Here is a 24,138-nt window from a genome sequence, read left to right on the forward strand (position 1 = left end):
ATCAGCATTAGGGCTACGTCAAAGTTGTCGGCATACCATCACCCAGCCCGTAAACGGGCGAGCTATCACGGCGAAGGCCGCCGACGCGGCCTAAGTTTAGCCCGCGTCGGCGGGCTTTGCGAACCTAGCCCGCCCGTTTACGGGCTGGGTAAAGAACGTTGACGCGGCCCCCCCCCATCAGCATGGATTGTACCATACCGATCATAGATATATCCTGCCTTTAGGCGCGGAAACCCACGAGCTTTAGCCGTGGGAGGAGCGCCCCGCTTGAGCGGCTTTAATCCAGAGTTGTACGGATGTTCGATATGTGGTAGAATGCTCATGGTATGAGACTTACCGCACAGCTCAAATTGCAGCCCACTCCTGAACAGGCCGATGCGCTGCTGCGCACACTGGTTCGGGCGAATGAGGCGTGCGACTATATCAGTCAGGTTGCCTGGGAGACGAAAACCTTTCGTCAGTTCCCCATCCACCGACTGACCTATACGGCAGTGCGTGAGACGTTCGGGCTTGCCGCCCAACTCACGGTGCGCTGCATCGCGAAAGTGGCCGATGCCTACAAGCTGGATACGAAGGCCCAGCGCACCTTTGCCTCGCATGGTGCGATTGCCTACGATGACCGCATTCTCTCGTTTGCCCTGCCCAATGCGCACGTGTCGATCTGGACCCTGGATGGCCGGCAGCGCATTCCGTTTGTCTGCGGTGCGCGGCAGCGCCAGTTGCTCGCCGCGCAGCACGGCGAGACCGATCTGGCCCTGGTCAACGGCGCGTGGTACCTGTTCGCCGTGTGTGAGGCCGAAACCCCAGAGTTGATCGACGTAGAAGGCGTGCTGGGCATTGACATGGGCGTCACGAATATTGCCGTCGATAACGATGGGGAGACGCATTCGGGCAAGGCGATCAAGAACATTCGCTATCGGCATCGAAGCCTGCGAAACAAGCTTCAACGCAAGCGCACCCATGGCGCCCGCCGCCGCTTGCGAAAGCTGGCGGGGCAGGAACGTCGCTTCGCTACCTGGGTGAACCATAACCTCTCCAAACGGGTTGTCGCGAAGGCCGAACGCACGAAGCGGGCGATAGCGTTGGAAGATCTGACGCACATTCGCACGCGGGTCAGGGCTCGCAGGTCTCAGCGTGCGACGCTCCATAGCTGGGCATTCGCTCAACTGCGTGCCTTTATTGCCTATAAAGCTGCGCTGGCGGGCGTTCCTGTCCATGCGGTTGACCCGCGGAATACTTCTCGTACCTGCCCCGCGTGCGGTTGTATCGACAAGGCCAACCGCAAAACCCAGGCTTCGTTTCTCTGCACATCTTGTGGCTTCGCTGGGCCAGCAGATGTGATCGCGGCGGTGACTATTTCCCGCCGGGCGCCTGTAAGTGCGCCACACTACCCGGTTGCCGACTCGTCGGTAGTGCAGGGTAAAGCCCACCAGCTTTAGCGGTGGGTAGCTTACACTATCTGTGCTATACTTTCCTTTAACGGTTGAATTATTTGTCCAAGGCAAGGTTGCGGGCGCCATGCGCCTGCGGAGGATCACGTATCATGGAGAGCTCCCGCATGCGGGATGCGCTGCCCGATGTAGACCCATTCGCGCGCGACGACAAACCCGCGCATGAGTGTGGTGTCTTTGGGATTGTCGCTCCCGACGCTGATGTCGCCCGTCTGACCTTCTTTGGTCTCTACGCCCTCCAACATCGCGGTCAGGAGAGCGCTGGTATTGCTGTCTCCAACGGGCGCGGGCTACGCTATTTCAAGGAGATGGGGCTGGTGTCGCAGGTCTTCAACGAGGAGAAGTTGCGCCCACTGGTGGGCCACATGGCGATTGGACACACGCGCTATTCCACCACTGGCTCCTCCAAACTTGAGAATGCCCAGCCATTTGTGGTTGAGAGTGTGCTTGGCCCATTAGCCGTGGGGCATAATGGGAATTTGACCAATGCGGCCGCGCTGCGTCGCGAACTGCTCCAACGTGGGGTGGGGTTGACCGGAACGAGTGACTCGGAGGTGATCACCCAGATGCTCGCCGGTGGCGACGGGCGCACCTGGGAGGAGAAGTTCAAGGTCTTTATGGTGCGTGCCCAAGGGGCGTATTGTCTGACGGTTCTGACCCGCACTGCGCTCTTTGCGGTGCGTGATCCGTGGGGCTTACACCCGCTCTGTTTGGGGCGCTTGGGTGATACGGGTTGGGTGGTGGCTTCGGAGAGTTGTGCGTTGGGCACGATTGGGGCCGAGTTTGTGCGCGAGATTGATCCGGGTGAGATCCTCATGATTACGGAGGAGGATGGCCCGCAGACAATTGCGCGCATGCCAGCGGCGCACCCAGCGGGATGCCTCTTCGAGTATATCTACTTTGCCCGCCCGGACAGTGTTTTGTATGGGGCGACCCTGCATGCGGTTCGGGTTGCGCAGGGGCGGGAATTGGCCCGTGAGTCACCCTGCGAGGCCGATGTGGTCATTCCGGTGCCCGATAGTGCCGTACCAGCAGCGATTGGGTATGCGCAGCAGTCGGGGATTCCCTACTCCGAGGGTTTGATCAAGAATCGCTACATTGGGCGAACCTTCATCCAGCCCGATGATCGTCTGCGTAAGTTGGGTATTTCGCTCAAGTTTAACGCCCTGACAGAGAATCTGGCCAATAAGCGCGTGGTGCTGATTGATGATAGCATCGTGCGCGGCAATACCTCTGGCCCGATTCTGCGGCTGTTGCGCGATGCCGGGGCAACCGAAGTGCATGTGCGTGTTTCGTCACCTCCTATTCGCCACCCGTGTTTCCTTGGGGTGGACATGGCTACCTACCCGGAACTGATTGCCCACCGTCTCAGCATTCCAGAGATTCAGGCCCATCTTGGCGCGGATAGCCTTGCCTACCTGAGTCTGGAGGGGTTGATCCGTTCAACCCGCCGCGAACCGGACAGTTTCTGTCGGGGCTGTTTTACCGGTGAGTACCCTGTGGATATTGAGGTGGTTGACAAGGAAGTCTTTGAGGTGCGGTAGATTAGTCTCTCTATCCGTTATCTGTATATCATAATCTGCACATAATATTCTATGTGCAGATTATTTTTAGCCGAAAGTAATATAAATGAAAATTAAACTCCTCAATCGTTATACTACAAATTTAACATCTGGAATAGTAAAAGTTGTTGTCATGTCAATTTTATTTATTTTTGGGATTATTATATTCTTCAGTCCGACTGATAACTGGATTTGGGATCCTTCTTTCTATTATGCACAAATGCGATCACCTATTGTTGAACATGATCTTGATTTGCGCAATGAAACACTTACTGGAAATTATGTATTTGAGTATACCAAAACCGGATTACAAGAGAGTCCCTGGCCAATTGGGCCAAGTATATTATGGTCGCCCTCTTTTCTTATGACCCATACTATTATGCGTTGGGTCAATTCTTCGCAAGCAAATGGCTTTGATCTACTCTCTTTGACAAGTGTTGCGCTAAGTTCTATTGGGTATGGGGCCGCAGGATTGATACTTATCTATGCGATTTGTCGTTACTCAACAGATCTATACACGTCATTATTGATAACTACTCTGAGTCTATTCGCAACACCACTCTTCTATTATATGTTTCGTCAGCCAATTATGGCACATACTGCTAGTTTGTTTGCATTTTCCTTAGTAGTATGGATATATCTTCATCTGAATCAACATGATGGTGTTGACCCGCTCAGCGGTTTGCTCTTTGGGGTCGCTCTGGGTTTGTGTTTTCTTACGCGCTGGACTGGTTTTGTGATGGCAATCATTCCTGGGGTCTATTTTGTACCACGGATGTTCTATGCACTCAAAGAGCGTTCTTTCACTCTAGCAAAACAGACAATACTTCAAATTATCATTTTATCGTTACTTGCCTTTATTACGATAATGCCACAACTCTCTTTCTGGTACCGATTACATCTTGATTTCTTTGTTATGCCACAAAGCAAAGATGCGTTTGTTGATAGTATTTTACCTATAAATACATTGAGTATATTCTTTCATTCCAATCGTGGAATTTTCTTTTGGGCACCATTTATTCTACTAGGCATGTTCGGTCTTTGGTTTATTCCTGATACACCAATTCGATTTGCTGCTATTTCGATTATAATATTACAAATTATTTTAATCGGTTATCGGGTTGATTGGTATAGTGGTGGTGGTTTTGGTGTTCGCTATATGATTGAGAATTTACCATTATTGGTCTTAGGTGTGGTTGCTCTGTTTAATGAAATCAAACAAAAGGTTTCTTTTATACCGAAAATCGGTTTAAGGTTTATTTCCGTGTTTTTTTGTACTGTTCTGATTATACACCAATGTGTGCTTATCGCTTCATATCATAATATAGGTATTGGATGGATTGATCCGGGTTATGGAAAAGGTGCTGATATAGGTGTTGCGTGGCAGTGGGAGAATTTTTTACGTTTATGGCACGATCCAAGCTTCTGGATGGCACCACGCCTATTTGTTGGCCAAAATCGTCAAGCCGCGATTGTCAACTATCTTGCAGGTATCCGTGAACCGCAAGCGTATGTGATACCATATGTGAGTAGTATTCTTACTCCATTGCTGGTTAGCGCACTTTTTGTCTTTGCTCACTTGTTGGATAGGCGTAGGTTGGCAGTTTTACTCAGCGTGATAGCTTGTTATTGCATTGCTTGGGCTGGGTTTTTATACCTTGTGTAAACAAGTCATGGCTCATTTGGCACATCCGAGTTTATCAAGTACTATGATCTATTATGGAAGAACTACTCTTGGAGATCCACGGCATCGCTCAGGGCGGTGACGGGGTTGGTCGTTTGGATGGGATGGTGGTGTTTGTGACCGGGGCGCTGCCGGGTGAGGTGGTGCGTATCCGGGTGAGCGAGCGCCGCCAGACCTATATTCGTGGCATGGTGCTGGAGGTGGTGACGCCTTCGCCGGATCGGATCGCGCCGATCACTAGCGATGATGGCCACGCGCCATGGCAGCATGTGGATTACTCAGCCCAACTGCGGCTGAAGGAACAGATCGTGCGCGAGCAGTTGGCGAAGCTGGCGGGGCTGGAAGCGCCGCCTCTTGCGCCGATTATCGCGGCTCCGCAGCCGTGGGGCTACCGCAATACGGCGCGCTTTCATGTGGATGGTGCGAAGATTGGCTACCACTATTCGGGTAGCCGTCATGTCTCTGATCTGACCAGCGATCCGCTGCTGTTGCCGGTGTTGAATACGGCGTTGGCCGGGTTGCGTGTGGTTTTACCGCCCTTCAAACACGCGATTGAGGGTGTGACGCTGCGCGCCAGTGCGAGCTATGGGTATGCGATTGGCTTGCTGCACGGCCATGCACGTTCCGCACCCGCCGATCTGGCTGACCTTGGGGTGGCATGGTGTGCGCAGACGCCTAATCTGGCGGGGGTGGCGGCGGAAGCGCCGGGTTATATTCAGCCGACGCCGGTGCAGTTGCATGATGATCTGGGTGGTGTGACCTTCATGCTCAGCCCGGAGAGTTTCTTTCAGGTGAATACGCCTCAGGCGGAGCGTATGCTCGATCTGATCCGCCACGAACTCGATCTTCAGCCGGGCGAGCGCTTGCTGGATGCCTATAGTGGGGTGGGCAGTTTTGCCTTGCCGCTGGCGTATGGGTTGACAGAGGTGGTGGCGGTTGAGGAGAACCCGAAGGCGGTTGCCGATGGGGTGAGTTGTTTGCCCTACAACGGGATCACCAATGTGTCGTTTGTGCAGGGCAGCGCCGAGCGCTTGCTGTCGCGCATAGAGGGCCAGTTTGATGCGGCGATCCTCGATCCACCCCGGCGCGGTTGCCACCCCGCCGTGATTGAGGAGCTTGCCCGGTTGGCTCCGGCGCGCTTGGCGTATATCTCGTGCCACCCCGGTATCCTCGCCCGTGATCTGGGGGCGTTCCTGCGCATCGGCTACTGCTTGGACCTGGTGCAGCCGATTGATCTCTTCCCGCAAACACCGCATATCGAGTGTCTGGTGGTGTTGCGGAAAGGGTAGGGTCGTAGGGGCGCATCGCGATGCGCCCCTGCAATCGATCATCAGAATGTGGCGGTCATGTCGGCGACCACCGCGTAGCGATCTTTGATCGCTGCGAGGAGGTTGGCGTCTACCTCGGCGGCGTTGCGGTAGACTTGCTTGTCGAGCATGCGCGTCTTGTCGCCGCCGGGCCAGATGCGCCACGAGTCGTTATCAATCACGTCGGCGAGGATGAGTTGGCCCGTGGCGCTGCGGCCAAACTCGATCTTGATGTCCACCAGGGTTACGTCTTGGGCGGCCCAGGCGCGGGCGAGTGCCTCGCAGACGGCGCGCCCGGTGTGGATCATCTGCGCGACCTCGGCGGGGCTGGCGAGGCCGCGCTCGACAATCTCGGCTTCGCTGATCTGCGGGTCGTGGGCGGCGTCGTCCTTGAAGAAGAACTCGACCAGCGGCGGCGTGAAGGTGTGCCCCTCGCTCACCTCTGGGTGGCGGCGCAGATAGGAGCCGGTGGCGAGGCGGCGCATGACCACTTCCAGTGGGAGCATGGTGCAGCGCTGGGCCACGGTTATGTCGTCGGCGGGGGCGCTGACGAAGTGGGTGGCGATGCCTTCGCGTTCCAGGTAGGCAAAGACGTTGGCGGTAGTGCGCCCCGCCAGTGCGCCCTTACCGGGGATCTCGTTGCGGCGTGCGCCATCTCCGGCGGTGATGCCGTCTTTGTGGCAGATCACCACTAGGTTCGGATCGTGGGGGTGCAGGTAGATGATTTTGGTCTTGCCCTCGGCGATGGGTGCTCCGAGTTGCATATAATGTTCCTTCCTTTAAACCAACCGCACGCCAGATTGATCGCTGATGCTGCCCACATGGCGCGCATCAGGCACCGCTGCTAGGGCGGCCTCGACCGCATCTGCTGGGATGACTACGAGCATGCCCAGGCCCATGTTGAGCGCGTGGTAGGCTTCGTGCTCGGCGATCTGGCCCTGCTCGACTAGGTAGGTGAAGATCGGCGGGATTCCCCACGTACCGCGCCGGATGTCGGCCCCCAAGCCCTCCGGCAAGATACGCGGCAGATTGTCGAAGATGCCGCCGCCGGTGATGTGGGCGAGACCCTTTACCGTGACCGCCTTGCGTAGCGCGGCGACCTCGTCCAAGTAGCAGCGGTGGATGGCCAGCAGCGCTTCGCCGAGGCTCTGGCCGCCCAGGATGGCCGGACGAGCGGCGTAGCCTTCACCCGCCTCGACAATCCGGCGTGCCAGCGAGTAGCCGTTGGTGTGGAGGCCGGTGGCGGGTAGGGCGAGTACGGCATCCCCGGCGGCGATGTTGGGCAGCGGTAGCATCGCATCGCGCTCCACCACCCCCACAATCGTCCCGGCGAGATCGAACGCCCCCGCCACATAGACAGCGGGCATCTCGGCGGTTTCGCCACCCAGCAGGGCGCAGCCGACCGCCTGACAGGCTTGGGCCGCACCGCCGACGACCGCCGCGATCTGTTCGGGGTCGAGTTTGGCCGAGGCGACATAATCGAGGAAGAAGAGCGGGCGTGCGCCCTGGACGAGAATATCGTTGACACAGTGGTTGACGAGATCCTGGCCGACGGTATCGTAGCGGCCTAGTGCGGCGGCCACCAGGGTTTTGGTGCCCACCCCATCGCTACTGGCCACCAAGACCGGCGCATTCAGCCCAGCCAGGGCCAGTGTGGCATCGAAACAGCCGCCAAACGCGCCCATCCCGGCCAGCACTGCCGGGCCGTGGGTGGCGCGCACAGCCGCCGCCATCAGATCTTTCGCACGAGTGGCGGCGGCGATATTCACGCCCGCCGCCGAATACGAATCGGTCATAAAAACTCCTTGTTATTCGTAACTGTTCACACTTGGGGTAAATTGAAGCCTTGTGTTGACGCCAAGACGCAAAGGTTGCGATGAGCGCCTCTATGATGAAAGCTTTGCGCCTTGGCGTCTTTGCGTCAAAATCGGGATGCTCGGAGAACGGTGAACAGTTATTCTAATGCAGTCAGCAGGCGCTCAAACGCCTCGCTCTGCGAGCGGAAGACATGCTGCACCTGGAGGGTGGTAATACTAAAGGCTCCGATACTGCGCAGGTGATCAATTGCGGGCAAGAGTTCTTCCTGGGGAACAACCACATTCACCGCGTACCAGGGAGTTGTCACATCGTCTGCCGTTGAGAACTTACTCCACACCGAAGCGATGGTCGGGCCTTGCAGCCCCGCCAACTCCTGCTTGGCCGTCACCTTGCGCCCGACCACCTCGACCGACTCGCCGGGGATGTTGGCGGTGAGCGAATAGAAGAGGCGTCCCCGACGGCGGGCCTCGATCAGTTCGAGCAGTTGGCGGATCAGGGCCAGTTTGGCCTGATCCCCGCGCAGGCTACGCCGCGAGCCAATCAGGACAGCCTGGGAGCGCAGCAATGGCCCGCCGACGATCTTCAACTTATTCTCGCGGATGGCCGTACCGGTCTCGGTAATATCGGCGATGATGTCGGCATAGCCGAGGCTAGGTGCGGCTTCGGTAGCCCCGTGGGATTCGACCAACTCGAAATCGTTGATCCCCTGGCGGTAGCAGAAATTGCGTACCGTATCAATATACTTGGTGGCGATACGCAAGCGGCGACCTCGTGCCTTCATCTCGACGGCGAGATCGGCCAAATCGGCCCACGAGTCGACATCCACCCAGCCCTGGGGCACGGCGAAGACCAACTCGACGCGCCAGAAACCGAGATCATCGAAGATGACGAGCAGATCCTCATCATCGCCGCGCTGTTCGTGTACCAGATCGAGGCCACTGACGCCAATATCAATAGTGCCGGTGGCCACCTTCTCGACAATATCGGCGGGGCGGTGGAGCAACACCTCCGTATCGGGCAGACCGCGCAGGGTGGCCGTATACTGGCGTGGATTGGCACGAGTGACCCGCAGGCCACAACTCTCTAACAGTGCCAGGGTTGCATCATAGCCGCCACCCTTGGATGGGATACCAAAACGTAACATAGATCAACTCTCCGCCGGTGTGTCGTGAATAAGATCGGCCCACCACGCCTGGGTCGCCTGATCAAGATCAGTGCCGAAACGCTCAAGGAAGGCGTGGCAGCGGGCGCGGCGTTCGGTATAGAGTGCCTGAAGCGGTGCGACATTGTTGGCGATCAAGAGCTCGTTGACCGCAGCGGCGAGGCGTTCGCCAGCCAGATTGAGCGCACTATTCCCCAACGAGGCCGAGGCGGTATCGCGGGGATCACGCCCAATCACGCCACTGGTTTCGGGGCGGAGGGGAGCGGAACCGAGGCTCTGGAGGTGAACCAGTTCGGGCCGCAGTGCGAGGGCGACCGAGGACTCCCAGAGGGCGGCGCGATCATGCATTGCTTCATCAACCAGGGCGAAGCATGGCGCGGCGAGTACCAACAGCCCGTGCTGCTGAATAGCACGCTCAGCGGCCGCGATCATGGTCAACTCGTGGGCGTGGCCATAGTGGCCGCTGGTGAGTGCGACGACGCGCCAGCCCGCTGCGGCGAGTTGGGCCAAGATGGTATCGAGCAACTGCGCCAAGAGCGAGCTAGAGATACTAATCGAGTCGGGATGTGGTAGCAGACTGGACGCTAACCAGACCGTGGGCAGCAATACCCCACCCGTGCGCCGCACCGCCCGTAGCGAGACTGCTTCGGCGACAATCCCATCCACCCCAAGGGGAAGGTGCGGCCCGTGCCACTCCATTCCACCCCACGGCACATAGGCCACCGGGGTGTGGCTGCGGATAGCCGCGAGTTTGTCCGGGCGTAATTCAAGGTAGCGTCCCCAGATCGGCGCTTCGCTCATAGTCTTCTCCTGGCCTGAACCCTGTTTGATGCAGGCGTTGGCTTCGACAAGCTCAGCCAACCTCAACTCTAGTGGACAACGCGCAAATAGCCTCGTTTGATGCAGGCGTTGGCTTCGACAAGCTCAGCCAACGGCTGCCCAACGCCGCCTGCCTGCGTTGGCTTTGCCTCTACCCTAGCAGCGTTTCACACCAGTGTATCCAGTTCTGTCATCCGCATCTGCTGCTGCTGCCCGGTCTTGAGATCGTGCCACACCAGCCCTGAATCACCCACCAGGGCTAGGTGGGTCGCTCCGTGTTGCCGCGCAGTTTCGGGTGTGGCGGTACCAGGCACGCCAACATCCATGATCGCCACCAAGCCTTGTTGGCGCAACTGATGGGCCACCTCGATGGCCAGCGGGTAGGTGATTGCCTCTTCGGCGGCGACCAAGACCAGTGCTGGCTGGGCGGGGGGCGGTAGTGTGGCTCCGCGTGCGACGCATTCGAGCACATAGCTGAATCCGACGGCGGGGGTTGGGGCTGATCCGCCCAGCGTTTGTACCAGATCATCATAGCGCCCACCGCCACCGAGGTGCTGACCATCGGCGGTGTAGATCTCAAAGATCAGGCCGGTGTAGTAGTGCAAGCCGCGCCCTAAGCCGAGATCGATCTCGACCCGTTGTTGATCGATCCCATGGGCGGCGAGCAGGGTGAGGATGGTTTCGAGTTCGTTGGCTGCGGGAGAAGTGAGCGCATACTCAGCCAACAGGGTACTGATCTGGGGCAACACCTCAACGGGGGGGCCGTGCAACTCCACCAGGCGCGCCAGCAGTTCCAGGGCACGATCTATTGTGGGTTGCGGATCACCTCGGCGGAGCTTGCGCAGCAGACGTTGGATGACCTCGTGCGGACTGCGGGTGCCGGTGCTCAGATCGATCTGCATCGCATCGAGCATCCGTAATAACCACGCAGCAGCCTGCTCATCATCGAGGCCACTCGGCAAGGCCATATCATCCGGGGGGGTGCTGATCGTCTCGCTGATGCGCTCGCGCACCGCCGCCAAGCCCTCGCTGCGTAGGCGCTCCATACTCCATGCCAGGATGCCCTGGGTGCGCTCTTCTAGACCCAGCCCGGCCAGCACCTCGCGGATCATGCCGATGTGGCCTACCACCAGCCGGTAGTTGTGGAGACCAGCCGCCTCCAACCCGGTGCAGGCCAACGCCAGTACCTCGGCATCGGCGCGGGGGGCGGCGCAGCCCACCAACTCCACCCCCACCTGGGTGAATTGGCGCGTGGCTCCCACTTGGGGTTGCTCGTAGCGGAAGACCGGCCCGGCATAGGCGAGGCGCAACGGGAGCGGTTGGCCCTGCATGTGGGCGATATAGGCACGCAGTACCGAGGCGGTCCATTCGGGCCGCAGGGCGAGGTGGCGCTCACCAAAATTGAACTCGTAGACCTTGCCGACCAACTCCTCGCCCAGTTTGCGTAGGTAGAGTTCGCGCTGCTCAAGTACTGGCAGATCGATCATACGATAGCCGTGCCGATCCAGCGTCTGCTCTAGGCTCCGGCGTACCTGAACCAGCCTGCATTGCTCATCAGGGAGCACATCGTGCATCCCACGCACCGCCTCTATCGGACTGCTCACCTGCCACCTCTCCCTCATGACGCCATTTGTTCAACCGCGCCGCAATTGTACCCGATGCAACCATCGGCGACAAGGAAGATGTGCTAGGCTTTTGGGGCGAGCGAGTGAGACAATGCGACAGGTTGCACGATATTTGGTATAACAGGATACAGAATATCATCTTGAATCTGGCTGCACCCGTCTATTGGTGTACCGAAGCCGTACAACAGACAGATCGAACAGTTGAGGAGTGACCTTCTATGAATTACAGCGCATGGTTTGCCGCGCAGGACGATCCGAGTGAGCGCTATCCACTAACGGACGTGGTCTACTATTCCAAGTCGGGTGGGTTGTTGGAGGTGCAGCACAACATGGACGCGCTGCGCCAGCTTAGTGCCGCTGAGTGGAAGCAGCTCTTCGAGAGCCGTTGGATGCGTACCAGTTGGCCCTATGGCAGTGGCGTTTGGGGCAAGAAGGAGTGGGTCTGCCCGGAGATCGAGGATAAGAACATCGTCAGTATGTTCGAGGGCGGCACCAATCTCTTCTGGGCCGACCGCCTCGGTCAGGAGATCGGGGTGGACGAGCTCTGGATCAAGATGTGTGGCAATAGCCACACCGGCAGCTTCAAAGACCTCGGCATGACCGTGCTGGTGAGCGTGGTCAAGCAGATGATCAGCGATGGCAAGCCGATCCGTGCGGTGGCCTGCGCCTCGACCGGCGACACCTCGGCGGCCCTGGCGGCCTACGGCGCGGCAGCGGGCATTCCCACCATCGTCTTCCTGCCCAAGGGCAAGGTCAGCATTGCCCAACTCGTCCAGCCCGTGGCGCACGGGGCGTTGGTGTTGGCGCTCGACACCGACTTCGACGGCTGTATGCGTGTGGTACGCGAAGTGACCTCGCACCCCGATAGCGGGATCTACCTGGCCAATTCGCTCAACTCATTGCGCGTCGAGGGCCAGAAGACCGTCGGAATCGAGATCGTCCAGCAGTTTGACTGGGACGTACCGGACTGGATCATCATTCCGGGCGGCAACCTCGGCAACACCTTTGCGCTCGGCAAGGGCATGCAGATGATGTACGACCTGGGCATGATCAACCGTCTGCCGCGCATTGTCTGTGCGCAGGCCGAACGCGCCAACCCGCTCTACCGCGCCTACCGCAACAACTGGAACTACGAGCCTATCGCGGCCCAAAGTACCGCCGCCAGCGCCATCCAGATCGGCGACCCAATCAGTATCAGCCGCGCCATCAGCACCCTGACCCGCTTCAACGGCGTGGTCGAGCAGGCCAGCGAGCAGGAACTGGCCGATGCGGCGGCGCGGGCGGATCGCACCGGAGCCTATGCTTGCCCACACACCGGCGTGGCGCTGGCCGCCCTTACCAAACTGGTTGCGCGGGGCGAGATCAAAAAGAGCGACCGCGTGGTGGTCATCTCAACTGCCCACGGCCTCAAATTCAGCCGCTTCAAGGTGGACTACCACGAGGGCAAACTGAACGGGGTACAGAGTAACCACGCCAACCCACCCATCGAGCTACCCGCCGATGTGGATGCCGTGCGCCGGGTGATCGCCGAGCGGATGGGATAAAGGATCGGCATGCGTTCTAAAGAATTTCGTAACCTCGTGGGCGATCTGCTGCGTGCCGGTGAAACCATTGCGCCACGCTGCCCGCACGCCCACGAGTGTGGCGGTTGCGCCTACCAAGATCGCGCCTATAGCGCCCAGATCGCGGCCAAGACCGAGGCGCTGATGCGCCTCTTTGACGCATCAGATCTGGGTGGCATCGGGTATGACCCGGCCACCTTTCAGGTGGTCGGGTCGCCCGACCCGTACACCTACCGCACGCGCATGGACTACGTGGCCACCAAGGGGCGTTTCGGGCTGCGGGCGCGTGGCAAATTCAACTACATCATCGAACTGAGCACCTGCCACCTCATCCCCCCGGCGGCCTTCGCCGCCGCGCATGCGGTCTGGGTACGCGCCAACGAGTTGGGTCTCCCTGACTACAACATCCGCAGCCACGCGGGGTTCCTGCGCTATGTGGTAGTGCGGCGCAACCCCGACGATCAGGTGCTCATCGCCATCGTCACCGCCGAAGGCCCCTACGCCGACGAGGTGGAAGAACTGGCCCGCACCGCCCTCGCGCAACCGGGGGTGGTCGGGTTCCACTGGCTGCTCAACAACACCCGCACCGATCTCTCATTTGGCAGCCCGCTACGCCACTGGGGAGCCGAAACCCTCGCCATGCGCGTCGGGGCCACCCACCTGATGATCGGCCCCAACACCTTCTTCCAGAATAACGTCCACCTGCTCGATCAACTCCTGGCCGCCGTGGGCGACGCGGTCGGGCCAGTAGCGAGCGTCGCCGATCTCTACGGTGGCGTGGGCACCATCGGCATGCACCTCGCACCCCAGGTCGGCCAGGTCATCAGTGTCGAGGAGGTGGCCGAGAGCGCCGCGCTGGCCGCGCAACACAGTGCGGCCCAGGGCGTAACGAACCTCCAGGCAATCAACCAGGACGTGCTGAGCTACCTGCGCACGCAAGCCCCGGCGGCGTGGCCGGTGGCAGTGGTAGATCCACCGCGCATCGGATTGGGGCCGGAGGTGTGCGCCGAACTGCTGCGCATCGCCCCGCAGCGCCTCGTCTACGTCTCGTGCAACCCGATCACCCTGGTTGAGGATCTGCGCCTCTTGGGGGCGCACTACCGGCTGCGCCACCTCACCGGCTACGACATGTTCCCGCACACGCCACATGTGGAGGTGCTGGCGGTGTTGGAGTAATCATAAACTACAGACGATCATAGGCTCGCTCGGATCATCGAAGGAGAAGACACATGGAACCCAAACTCTCCCGTGGTACACTCCTCGGTTCTAATGGGCGTTACCAGGTTGAACGCTGGTTGAGTCAGGGCCGTTTTGGCCAGACATACCGAGCCTATGATCGTCGGCTAGGCCACACAGTGGTGGTGAAGCGGTTGAAACACGATCCGAACTGGAATAGCGATGCGCAGCACCAAGCACAACAACATTTCAAGGCCGAGGCACACCTCTTACTTCAACTCAATTTTCCGGGTTTTCATGGCATCCCTGAAATCTACGACTACCTTGAGGATGAAGCGTGTCTGGTTCTGCGCTATATCGAAGGCCAAACCCTCTTTACCCTCGTTAATGCCCAACCTGAAGGCCGCCTAGCAACGAACGACGCTCTGCGTTACATCCGCGATGCATGTGCGGCGTTGGTCTATATGCACCTACACACACCCAACCCCATACTGCACCGCGACATCAAGCCCGACAACATCATCCGTGATCTGCGTGGGCGTGCCTGGTTGATTGACTTTGGGATTTCCCACGCCTTTCAATCAAGCGACACCTTCCGTACCGCCATTCCAACCGCCGGAACCCGTGGCTACATGCCACCCGAACAGGAGCGCGGTCAGGCCGAGCCACGTTCAGATGTCTACGCGCTTGCAGCCACTCTCTACACCCTCATTACGGGTGAAGAAGTAGGAGTGCGCGAGAATCGCTGGGAACTCGTAGTGCAGGGGCAGATTGCGGTTCAACCAGAAGTCATGGCACTGGTAGATGCTGGTTTGAGCGTGGATGTGAATGAGCGCCCAGACGCACAATCATTCCTGGCCGCGCTTGATAGCATGATCGAACATTGCCCGATCTCCCTCCCGCCACCAAGATTCCCCCTCCCCCAGCCAGCAGGCTTGGTATGGAGACCAGACCGAGTGCGCCAGATCATTGATCAGGTGCAGACACACCACCGCGCACTCTTAACCGGAATCAGTGGCACGGGCAAGCGCATGTTCATGGCCGAGATCGCCCAACACTGGCCCACATCCCAGATCTTCTGGTACCGTTGTGATCGTGGCTCAGGGTTTGATCTCCTGGTGAGTGAACTTGCGCTCTTTCTTGCCCACCATGGATCACCCGAATTGTGGCATCAGTTTCAGATGACCGAAGAGAGCAAGAATCTGCCCTTGCCTCCCGATCTGATCAATACCTATCTCATAGAACACATAATCAATCACGGCTATCTGCTTTGCCTTGATGATCTCGATCTCCTTGATCTTGGTGATTTGCGTAGTAAGCAGTTACTCGTGAATCTGGTACACAAGGCAACCCAAGGCCAGGTAACCATTTTGGCCAGTGCGCGTGGCATGCTCACGGAGTTTGCCGCAGAGGCGTCAATCAGGCTCGACGCAAATCCGGTTGTAGATGGGAGGCAATTCCTTCAGATCCATGCGCCGGGGCTTGCGCCAACACAAATAGAGCGCCTGCATAGAGCCGTGGGCGACAACCTCTTCTCACTCAAACAAGCCATTGCGGCATGCAAACGGGGGGCCGACCTCGAAACCATGTTGGCACAATTAGCCACTCCGCAACCTATTAGCCTGACTCTCGTGCGTGTGATTGATGGATTGTTGCATCAACATGAGCGCCTCGTCATCCATGCCTTGGTGCTGCTCCCTGATCGTTATAGTCGGGCTACGATCCTTGCTGCGATGATCAACAATCCGCAGCTTGATCTCGCTGCGATTCTCACCAATCTGGAAACGTTAGACCTGCTGGAGCGCAGAGAGAGCCCATTAGGGCCAGCGTACACCCTCCACGCAGCCGTGCAAGACCTCTACGCTGACCAGATTATGCTACGGCGACGCCTGCTCTGGAATCGGTGGGCTGCCGAATACTACCGCACCGATGAGCCTGATCCGATGCGGGCGGCGCTGCACTATCTCGTAGCAGGGGCCATTACCAAGGCCATCGGGCTGATCATGAGCGAGATAGATAGCTTGCTCAGTCAGGGTTATGCTCCGCTACTCGCGCGCCTAATCGATAGATTAGAAGCCCACCCTCCTCGCCTTGAGCCGAGCCAGTGGGTGCAGCTCCTTATTGTGCGTGGTGAGTTGTATGCGCGAGCCGATAATAGTGAAGCTGCCCTGAATGCCTTACGTGCGGCACATGAACAGATGGATGCCCTACCCGCAAGCGAAGATCTGTGGCGCTGGAAGATACGTATCTGTCGCGATTTTGCCAACCTGCTCGAATATACCGATCCCAGACAAGCCTTGCACTGGATAGATAACGGACTGGAGCTAAGTAATGGGCAATCAGTGGCCGATGAAGCAGCCCTCCATATTCGGGCTGGTTCGATCTATATTGGCAATAATGTCCATGATAAAGGGTTAACCCACCTTCACCGTGCTATGCCGCTTGCGCCTGAAGACGAACAACCGCACTTGCGCAATACGCAGATCCCGCTCCAACTACGCATCAAGGCGCTCAATAATTTTGGGATCGCCTACTGCAAGTTGGGTGATATGGAGCGCGGGGTGGGGTATTACCAGGCAGCGCTCAAACTCGCTCGTGACACCCATGACATGTGGCAGATGGTGGCTATTCGGCACAATTTCAGCATCTCACGTGAGGATGCGGGGGATTGGCACGGCGCACTCGCCGATTACCACGAAGTCCTTGGTTTGGCACAGCAGTATGGCAGTGTTAGTACCCAGGTGCAGATTGAACTCAGTATTGCACTTCAGGAGATGGCACGCGGCCAGACAGCACGGGCAGAAGAGCGATTTGAGCATCTGCTGGAGCGAACCTGCACATGTGCTCTGCATGAGCATCAGATCTATATCCTCACGAGTTATGCGGATCTCGCCTTACGCCTGAAACGCTATGCGCAGGCCAGAAATCTCTTCAGCCAAGCGCAAACCCTGAGTGTAGAGATTGAGGTAGATGGCCAACTCTCCGAGATTGAGCGTGGCTATGCCCAGATCTGGCTGGCTCAAGGCGATTCCAGCATGGCGCACTCGGCGGCTGAGGCAGCCCTGGCCTTCGCCATAGAACAAGAATCTCCCCTTGATGAAGCTGAGAGTCGGCGGGTCTTGGCGCGTGTCCATTACATGAGTGGTGATCACGCCGCTGCCTGGAATGCGTTTGCACAGAGCCGCGCTATCCTTGCCGAGCATCATTTTACGTACCCTCTCGCACGTACATGCCTCTGGTATGGCCAGGCGCTTGTGGCTGCTGGTGATACCGATGCTGGCCAGCGACTCTGCGCAGAGGCTCATGCGAGTCTTGCTACACTAGGTGCCGATCCAGCAATGGCATGAGATCATGCTGAACTAACAGAGCAGATACCCAGAGAACTCTGAGATTTCCCACCTTCTCACACGATCTCCTAGCCACCACCGATGCCTTTGATGGGTATCTGCATATCTGGATGAAGATCTGCTTGAAAGTTGAAATCGCAGCAATACTCATCCACATGTACGTGGACATATTACCATCACTGGCGGCGAGCCTTTCGTCTACAAGGATCTCTTTCAACTCCTTAAGATCATTGCGGCCAAGAGAGAGCGCTACAGTTTTGCCCTACTCTCCAATGGCACACTGATTGATGCCACACTTACCCAGCGCCTGCAAGCCCTCCACCCCAGGTTTGTCCAAGTCAGTATTGAAGGCACACCTTCTTAGTCGGCGGCGGCACACCCTACCACTGCACCGCTGGCGATAGTTTGCTCACCGTGCAACCGAATGGCGATCTCTATCCATGTCGGCGTATGCCCATAGTTGTGGGGAACCTATGCAAGACACCCCTGGCCGAACTCTACTATCAGAGTGAAATCCTCAGTAGCTTGCGGGATCGTCAGCGGATAAGCACCGAGTGCCAAGGGTGTTACTTTGCCCAGCACTGCCGGGGCGGGTTGCATTGCTTGGCCTATGCCACAACCGGCGATCCCTTCCGTGCCGATCCTGGCTGCTGGGTCCATTCGGTATAATATTATAGATGTGGGACATCACCCATGACAATGCATACCTTGTCTCGGAACAGGAAAAAGGTATCCACAATGCCCCCCACCCGCCCCGTGCTGATCGCCCTCAGCCTCGGTCTTGTGCTGCTGCTCAGCCTGTGCGGGCTGAGCGGCTTCCTGATCACCCGCAACCCCAACGGGCGTCACCTGAGTTTCGATACCCCCCCGATTGCGGGGCACGTCTACTCGATCTGGCTCCTTCCCTGCGACGCCTACAACCCCGGTCAGATCATCCTGGGGCGCGATCTGATGATCTATAGCCGCTATCCCCCGCCGGGCTTCAGCATCCCGCTGGCTCCGATGTGCCCGTAGGAGGAGCCTGTTCGCAGAAACACGAACGGCGGCTCTCAGATGAGAGCCGCCGTTCGCGTGGAGTATGGGGCAACAGCCGCGCCACACTACCAAATCATCTACCCCCAGCGGGATTCGAACCCGCGATCTTCACCTTGAAAGGGTGACGTCCTAGGCCGCTAGACTATGGGGGCGCAACGTGGGATATTATAGCAGGGGTTGCGATTCCTATCAAGTTGGCGATTCGCCGAAATTGTTCACACTTGGGGTAAAAGAAACCTCGTTTTGACGCAAAGGCGCGAAGACGCAAAGGGTTGTTGCAGGCTTTGCGCCTTTGCGTCAAAATCGGAATGCTAGGAGAACTGTGAACAGTTACGATTCGGCAGCCTCGATCACATCATAATAGTCGGCGAGGCCAGCCAGAGTCATCTGGGCCAGGAAGGGGGTCACTTCGTGGCCGAGTGAGGTTCGGAAGGTGTTGGAGTCGATGGCGATGGCCTCGTGCCAACGTTCAGCTTGGGTGTAGATCGGCAGGGTGCGCCGCAGTTGGGTGGCGAGGAAGCGGCGGTTGTTGGGGGTGGCGATGCAGTGAACCGCATGGCGCAGGTAGTCGCTGAAGCTGGCTTCATCCTCAGCCGACTCGACCACGGGCGGTTCGCCATATTTGGCAATGATCTTGCCAATGAGCGTTGCGCTGATGTGGAGCGGGGCAAAGGTTGCTTCACGGAAGAGTTCAAGGCAGAAGGTGTTGAAGGCGGCTTCGTCTTGGTGCAATGCGTGCGCGAGGCTGCGTTGCTCGCTGAGGATCTGGGTGGCAGCGGCAATCCGCGCTTGCTCCGCATCGTCGGGTGGGGTGGCTAGCCACGTGTCGGCACAACGGGTCAGCCGCAGGGCAAGCTCGCCGCCGCCCGCAAGGTGGCTCTTGTAGATGATTGGTCTGCGCATCCGGTACTCCGCTGGGATTTGTGCTGTGGGTATTCCAAGCGGTTAGTATACCGCACCCCTTTAAACTGAACTATTTCTATTAAGAACTTGACTTTATATCTAATTTGCGCTACAATAATGCAAGACATGAGCAATAGCACTTGGGGCTACGCCCCCCACCACAGGTGGCTCGATGTGATGACCTAGCCTGTAATGAAAGGAGCGCGACCCTATGGCGCGGATCTATCAGGATATTACCGAGTTGATTGGCAATACGCCCTTAGTACGCCTGAATCGGCTCAACACGACTGAGGCCACCGTCTTGGCCAAGCTGGAGTTCTTTAACCCGGCGGGGAGCGTCAAGGATCGGATCGGGTTGGCGATGATCGAGACGGCGGAACGTGAGGGTAAGATCCGGCCAGATGAGACGATCCTTGTCGAGCCAACCAGCGGCAATACGGGGATCGGATTGGCGTTGGTCGCGGCGGCCAAGGGCTATCGTCTGATCCTCACCATGCCGGAGACGATGAGTATTGAACGCCGCAAGCTGCTGCGCGCCTATGGGGCGGAGATCGAACTGACGCCTGGTGCCGAGGGAATGCGCGGGGCGATTGCGCGTGCCGAGGCGCTGGTGGCCGATCTGCCGAATGGCTTTATGCCCCAGCAGTTCAAGAACCCGGCTAACCCGGAGATTCACCGCAAGACCACGGCAGAGGAGATCTGGAACGATACCGATGGCACGGTGGATATTCTGGTGGGTGGGGTCGGCACGGGTGGCACGATCACCGGGGTGGGTGAGGTGTTGAAGGCGCGCAAGCCCGGTTTGCAGGTGATTGCGGTTGAACCCGAAGCCTCGCCGGTGCTCTCTGGGGGTGCTCCGGGGCCGCATAAGATTCAGGGTATTGGGGCTGGGTTTGTGCCCGATGTGCTCAATACCGGGATTATTGATGAGATCGTTCTCGTCAATAATGATGATGCCTTTAGTATGGCACGCCGTTTGGCGAAAGAAGAGGGCTTATTGGTGGGCATTAGTAGCGGAGCAGCCGCTACCGCCGCGCTGTGGGTAGCGGCGCGCCCTGAGAATGCTGGGAAAGTGATTGTGTTTGTGGTACCATCGAATGGCGAACGCTACCTCTCGACGCCGTTGTATAACGAGGAGTAGAGACGCAATATCTTGTGTCTCTATATGGCATATGTGCAACACTGGCTCCATTCCCCACGTCACATGGCTAGAATGACTGGATGGAAGGAGTCGCCCAATGTCTACCGATGCCCCTCCGCGCACACCAATGCCCGATGAACCCTTCTACCGTGGGGCGCAGTCGCGGCGTTGGGGTGGCTTACTGTTGCTGCTCGGTCTGGTCTGGTTGGTGTTTGAGCTGACTAGCCGCAGCGCGATTTTTGCCTTTGCGCTGGTGGAAGAAGAAGCCAGCACGCTGCCCCAGTCGTTTAGTGCGACCCACTTGGTGGTGCGGGGGGGTGATGATCAGATCAGTCTGCACGATGAAGATGGTGATCAGGTGACGGTGACGGCGGTGCGCCATGGCTTTGGCTGGAATAGTAGTTCCGCTCGCTCGGCATTGCAGCGGGTTGATCTCCATATCACCCAGCAGGGCGAGACGCTTAGTGTGGAGGTGCGCCATAATGGGGGTGTCCCGTTCCTCTTTGGTCGTTCGCCCTATGCTGATGTGCAAATCGGTGTGCCTGAAGGGATGAATCTTGATGTGCAGACGATCAGTGGCGATCTGGCGGGCGAAGGCATACGTAGCACCGGGATTCTCCAGACCGTCAGCGGTCAACTGACCCTGGTTGATGTGGCGGGCGATCTTCAACTCAGAACCACCAGTGGCGATCTTCAGCTCCGTGATGCTGGCCCAGGATTGAAGATCGAGACGATCAGTGGGGATGTGCGTATTGAGGGGGGCAGCGGGGCGCTGCGGGTTGAATCCATCTCTGGCGACCTTGATCTGCGCGATCTGCGTGAGGCGTTGTTGGATCTCGACACCACCAGTGGGGATATAGAGGTGGTTGGGGTGTTCAGCGGTCAGATTCATACGACTTCGGGCGATGTTGATCTGCGGTTTAGCCCTAGCGCCAATCTGAAGCTGAGTGTTACTACAATGAGTGGCGCGATTGAATATGATCTGCAACTGCGTGAGGTTCAGCAGGATTGGCGTAGTTTGCAGGCGGTGGTGGGGGCTGGACAGGCGCAGTTGCAGGTGAGTACGGCGAGCGGGGATGTGGAGCTACGCTCGGATTCTTGATTTATCCTCTCACCTCCGGTGGGGGTTCGGGGGCGGCGCAGCCGCCCCTGAAGATATTTTTTTGGTGTGTTTTGGCGGCGTAGCCGCCAAAACACACCAAAAATGGGGTTTGGGGCGTAGCCCGTAGAGACGGCCCGCCGGGCCGTCTCTACGGGCTACGCTACTTCCTCGCGCTTGCCCACCAAGACCGGGATGGGGCTAAGATCGAGAATATCACCGGCCAGATCCTCCAACAAGATCCGATCTAGTCGGCTAGAGATGCGGTGCGCCCCGATCATCAAGAGATCGTGCTCGCGGGCCGCATCCACCACCGCATCCACCACCGAGCCGATCTGGACAACCACCTCGGTCTCAACCTCCTGCGCCCGCAACAACGCGGCGGCCTCGCGCAGTACCGCCGCTTCGGGGCTTGGCCCGTTGAGGAACTCATCTGCATGGGGCGGGGCGTTCTCGAAGATGAGCGGTTGGGCTGAGATGGCGTGCAGCAGGGTGATGCTGGCACCGAGTGGTTTGGCGATCCGCAGCAGGTAGCGGGCATGCGCGATGGTGCCTGCATCACCGCCGCTGGCGAGCAGGATGCGCCGGATCGGGCCGATACGCCCTTGCACCCGCAGCACCGCCACGTCAAGCCGCTGGGCCAGCCGCTTGCTGCGTCGCCCCAGGATGATCCGTTGCAGACTCGGCTGGAGCCGCCCAATGATCACGAGGTCGGCTGCGTGTAGCCCCGCCTCCCACGTCAGCGCGCCCACGGCATCGCCCGCGTGGATGCGTAGGATACTCGGTATGGTGGGGGGTAGATCCAACTCGGCCTGGGCAGTCCGCAACAGCGCTTCGTTGCCCGCACCACCACCACTCACCAGCGTGACTGCACGCGCAACTTGGTGTAGGAGCGGGGCGGAGAAGGCGATCACCGCGCCATACGAGGGCGCTGGGCCAGCATAGATCACAATACGCATGCAAGATTAACCTCAATGGGATTAAAAACGAAACAGTAGCAGCAGCAGCGGAATCAACAACATGACCCCCAGGAAACTCGCCAAAGTACGGTTATCGCGGATGATAAACTCTTGTAATCGCAGCACCCCACTGGCGAAGGGACGGTAGGCGAAGATGAGGACGACAAATGAGAGTAGCGCCACACTCACCATTTCAACCAATACAATCGTGAAGGCTGCCGCGCCCCCCACGATCAGCGCCGCGACCAGCGTATCAATAAAGGTGGTAATGTTGGCTCCCATGATATAGGGGAGTGTATTTTCGCGGCGCACCATCCCCTTGGCCGAGAGTGGCACCAGGATCGAGAGCGACACCGAGACCGAGAGGGTAACGGAGGTGATCGCGGCTCCCAGCAGGAACATCGAGACGGGCCGATAGACAACCCGCCCAATCCGGCGGAAGGCGCTGCGTTCAGCGTTCATCTCCGGCAAGGCACGGTCGAGCAGCGCGAAGGCTGCGAGGAGCGCCCCAATCCCGATCAGAAAGAGCGACCATGCGGGAACCCAGGTGGTGATCAGGGTGACAACGGGATCGATCAGCAGGTCTATCACCGAGGCGAGGGGGCTGCTCGCGCTGGCGTGAATGATCGTCACTGGTTGCGTGCTGAGGAACCAATAGCCTAGCAGCAGCGCGGGCAGATAGATTGCGGCGGTGACGAGCAGCGCCAGCACCCCAATTGCGATGCTGGAGCCGCGTTGGTGACCGCGTAGGTAGTAGATGAAGCCGACCACCAGCACGATCAGCGACGCACCTAGGCGCGAGCCGGTGATCATTGTGAAGGTCTGCAAGGCATCGAGCGTGCCGGAGGAGAAGAGCGAGACCGCAATCGCCGCGACGGGCGAGCCACTCAGGAAGATGTAGGCCAGCAGCCAGCCGAAACCGAGCGCATTGGCGGGGCTGGTAACATTCAGCAGCCCGATGACTTGGCGACCATAGCCCGCCGCACCTCTTTTCAGCAACTCCAGCGCCAAGGCGAAGAGCAGCAAACCCAAGAGGAGCGCGGCAATGCGCGCCAAAGCCACACGAATCCGACTCAGGGTGAGTGGTTCTACCGGCGTCGTCGGATCAACATTGGTTGGAACTGGTTCACTCACCTCTACCTCGGTTGATAGGTTGATGCAGCGATCTGCGTCGATCATGCTGGCCTCCTTTGTGGCGACGTTGCCAAGCCAGTTGTACACCCCGGAAAAGGTCATTATATCTGGCTGGGAGCGCGGTTGTCTAGCTTCATACTCCAGCTCTCCAGCTTTCAGGGTATGTGCAACATCACTTCCGGTGGGGGTTATGGAGGGCGATGCTTCGCCCCTACGACGGGCGGGGTGGGGGTTCATGGAGGGCTTCGAGGGCGAAGCATCGCCTGTGGGCGACCCACCGAGGTGGGGGTTTATGGCGGGCGATGCTTCGCCCCTACGACGGGCGGGGTGGGAGGCCACCGGTATGCCGCGATG

At 58.5% G+C, this 24,138-nt stretch carries 19 protein-coding genes, 1 tRNA gene and 1 pseudogene; 12 read left to right on the forward strand and 9 right to left on the reverse strand.

Going from position 1 to position 24,138, the window contains the following annotated elements; genetic code table 11:
* Positions 1-326: 326 nt before the first annotated feature.
* The 4 genes from EKD03_RS12780 (at position 327) to EKD03_RS12795 (ending at position 5,986) form a co-directional block, all read left to right on the forward strand.
* Complete coding sequence (locus tag EKD03_RS12780) at positions 327-1,439, forward strand: RNA-guided endonuclease InsQ/TnpB family protein (RefSeq protein WP_129631304.1); 1,113 nt, start codon at positions 327-329, stop codon at positions 1,437-1,439.
* Between the two features lie 104 nt (positions 1,440-1,543).
* Entirely contained in the window at positions 1,544-2,995 is a 1,452-nt protein-coding gene (gene purF / locus EKD03_RS12785; RefSeq protein ID WP_129631307.1) for an amidophosphoribosyltransferase, read from the forward strand.
* Positions 2,996-3,080: 85 nt separating this feature from the next.
* The gene (locus EKD03_RS12790; protein ID WP_129631309.1) at positions 3,081-4,679 is read left to right on the forward strand and encodes a hypothetical protein; all 1,599 of its coding nucleotides are present in this window, start codon (positions 3,081-3,083) and stop codon (positions 4,677-4,679) included.
* 53 nt (positions 4,680-4,732) lie between these two features.
* Positions 4,733-5,986, forward strand: a complete 1,254-nt coding sequence (locus EKD03_RS12795; protein WP_129631312.1) for a class I SAM-dependent RNA methyltransferase — start codon at positions 4,733-4,735, stop codon at positions 5,984-5,986.
* A 41-nt stretch (positions 5,987-6,027) separates the two neighbouring features.
* On the opposite strand, the gene EKD03_RS12800 is transcribed toward EKD03_RS12795, so the two are convergent.
* The 5 genes from EKD03_RS12800 to hisZ all read right to left on the reverse strand — a co-directional run bounded on the left by EKD03_RS12800 (position 6,028) and on the right by hisZ (position 11,407).
* Complete coding sequence (locus tag EKD03_RS12800; RefSeq protein WP_129631314.1) at positions 6,028-6,768, reverse strand: phosphoribosylaminoimidazolesuccinocarboxamide synthase; 741 nt, start codon at positions 6,766-6,768, stop codon at positions 6,028-6,030.
* Between the two features lie 15 nt (positions 6,769-6,783).
* Entirely contained in the window at positions 6,784-7,800 is a 1,017-nt protein-coding gene (gene purM / locus EKD03_RS12805) for a phosphoribosylformylglycinamidine cyclo-ligase (RefSeq protein WP_129631317.1), read from the reverse strand.
* A 158-nt stretch (positions 7,801-7,958) separates the two neighbouring features.
* A complete protein-coding gene (hisG, locus tag EKD03_RS12810; RefSeq protein WP_129631320.1) occupies positions 7,959-8,966 on the reverse strand; it encodes an ATP phosphoribosyltransferase in 1,008 nt (335 codons plus the stop codon).
* A 3-nt stretch (positions 8,967-8,969) separates the two neighbouring features.
* The gene (locus tag EKD03_RS12815) at positions 8,970-9,785 is read right to left on the reverse strand and encodes a creatininase family protein (protein WP_129631323.1); all 816 of its coding nucleotides are present in this window, start codon (positions 9,783-9,785) and stop codon (positions 8,970-8,972) included.
* Positions 9,786-9,970: 185 nt separating this feature from the next.
* Positions 9,971-11,407, reverse strand: coding sequence for an ATP phosphoribosyltransferase regulatory subunit (hisZ, locus tag EKD03_RS12820; protein WP_129631327.1), 1,437 nt, complete (start codon positions 11,405-11,407; stop codon positions 9,971-9,973).
* 239 nt (positions 11,408-11,646) lie between these two features.
* On the opposite strand from hisZ, the gene thrC reads away from it, so the two are divergent.
* From thrC to EKD03_RS12850, 6 genes and pseudogenes are all read left to right on the forward strand, one after another.
* The gene (thrC, locus tag EKD03_RS12825; protein ID WP_129631333.1) at positions 11,647-12,972 is read left to right on the forward strand and encodes a threonine synthase; all 1,326 of its coding nucleotides are present in this window, start codon (positions 11,647-11,649) and stop codon (positions 12,970-12,972) included.
* 9 nt (positions 12,973-12,981) lie between these two features.
* Positions 12,982-14,166, forward strand: a complete 1,185-nt coding sequence (gene rlmD / locus EKD03_RS12830; RefSeq protein WP_129631339.1) for a 23S rRNA (uracil(1939)-C(5))-methyltransferase RlmD — start codon at positions 12,982-12,984, stop codon at positions 14,164-14,166.
* Between the two features lie 53 nt (positions 14,167-14,219).
* Positions 14,220-17,513, forward strand: a complete 3,294-nt coding sequence (locus EKD03_RS12835; protein ID WP_129631345.1) for a protein kinase domain-containing protein — start codon at positions 14,220-14,222, stop codon at positions 17,511-17,513.
* 175 nt (positions 17,514-17,688) lie between these two features.
* Positions 17,689-17,877, forward strand: a complete 189-nt coding sequence (locus EKD03_RS19110) for a radical SAM protein (RefSeq protein ID WP_420808803.1) — start codon at positions 17,689-17,691, stop codon at positions 17,875-17,877.
* 35 nt (positions 17,878-17,912) lie between these two features.
* A pseudogene (locus EKD03_RS12845) lies at positions 17,913-18,182 on the forward strand (SPASM domain-containing protein); the annotation flags it as partial.
* A gap of 69 nt (positions 18,183-18,251) precedes the next feature.
* A complete protein-coding gene (locus EKD03_RS12850; RefSeq protein WP_129631353.1) occupies positions 18,252-18,527 on the forward strand; it encodes a hypothetical protein in 276 nt (91 codons plus the stop codon).
* Between the two features lie 99 nt (positions 18,528-18,626).
* Here the strand turns inward: EKD03_RS12850 and EKD03_RS12855 are convergent.
* Together EKD03_RS12855 and EKD03_RS12860 are read right to left on the reverse strand one after the other, a co-directional pair.
* Positions 18,627-18,700 (reverse strand) — tRNA-Glu (locus EKD03_RS12855).
* A gap of 178 nt (positions 18,701-18,878) precedes the next feature.
* Entirely contained in the window at positions 18,879-19,451 is a 573-nt protein-coding gene (locus EKD03_RS12860; RefSeq protein ID WP_129631356.1) for a hypothetical protein, read from the reverse strand.
* A gap of 211 nt (positions 19,452-19,662) precedes the next feature.
* Between EKD03_RS12860 and cysK the strand changes: the two genes are divergently transcribed.
* Together cysK and EKD03_RS12870 are read left to right on the forward strand one after the other, a co-directional pair.
* Entirely contained in the window at positions 19,663-20,592 is a 930-nt protein-coding gene (cysK, locus tag EKD03_RS12865) for a cysteine synthase A (protein ID WP_129631359.1), read from the forward strand.
* Between the two features lie 97 nt (positions 20,593-20,689).
* On the forward strand, positions 20,690-21,694 hold the full coding sequence (locus EKD03_RS12870; RefSeq protein WP_129631362.1) for a DUF4097 family beta strand repeat-containing protein: 1,005 nt from the start codon (positions 20,690-20,692) through the stop codon (positions 21,692-21,694).
* A gap of 155 nt (positions 21,695-21,849) precedes the next feature.
* Here EKD03_RS12870 and EKD03_RS12875 read toward each other — a convergent pair whose 3' ends face one another.
* Positions 21,850-22,650: a universal stress protein gene (locus EKD03_RS12875; protein WP_129631365.1), complete on the reverse strand. Its 801-nt coding sequence runs from the start codon at positions 22,648-22,650 to the stop codon at positions 21,850-21,852.
* Between the two features lie 21 nt (positions 22,651-22,671).
* On the reverse strand, positions 22,672-23,829 hold the full coding sequence (locus EKD03_RS12880; protein ID WP_129631368.1) for a hypothetical protein: 1,158 nt from the start codon (positions 23,827-23,829) through the stop codon (positions 22,672-22,674).
* Positions 23,830-24,138: the final 309 nt, after the last annotated feature.

The organism is Candidatus Oscillochloris fontis, from assembly GCF_004138135.1.
In the GTDB taxonomy this organism is placed as follows: domain Bacteria; phylum Chloroflexota; class Chloroflexia; order Chloroflexales; family Chloroflexaceae; genus Oscillochloris; species Oscillochloris fontis.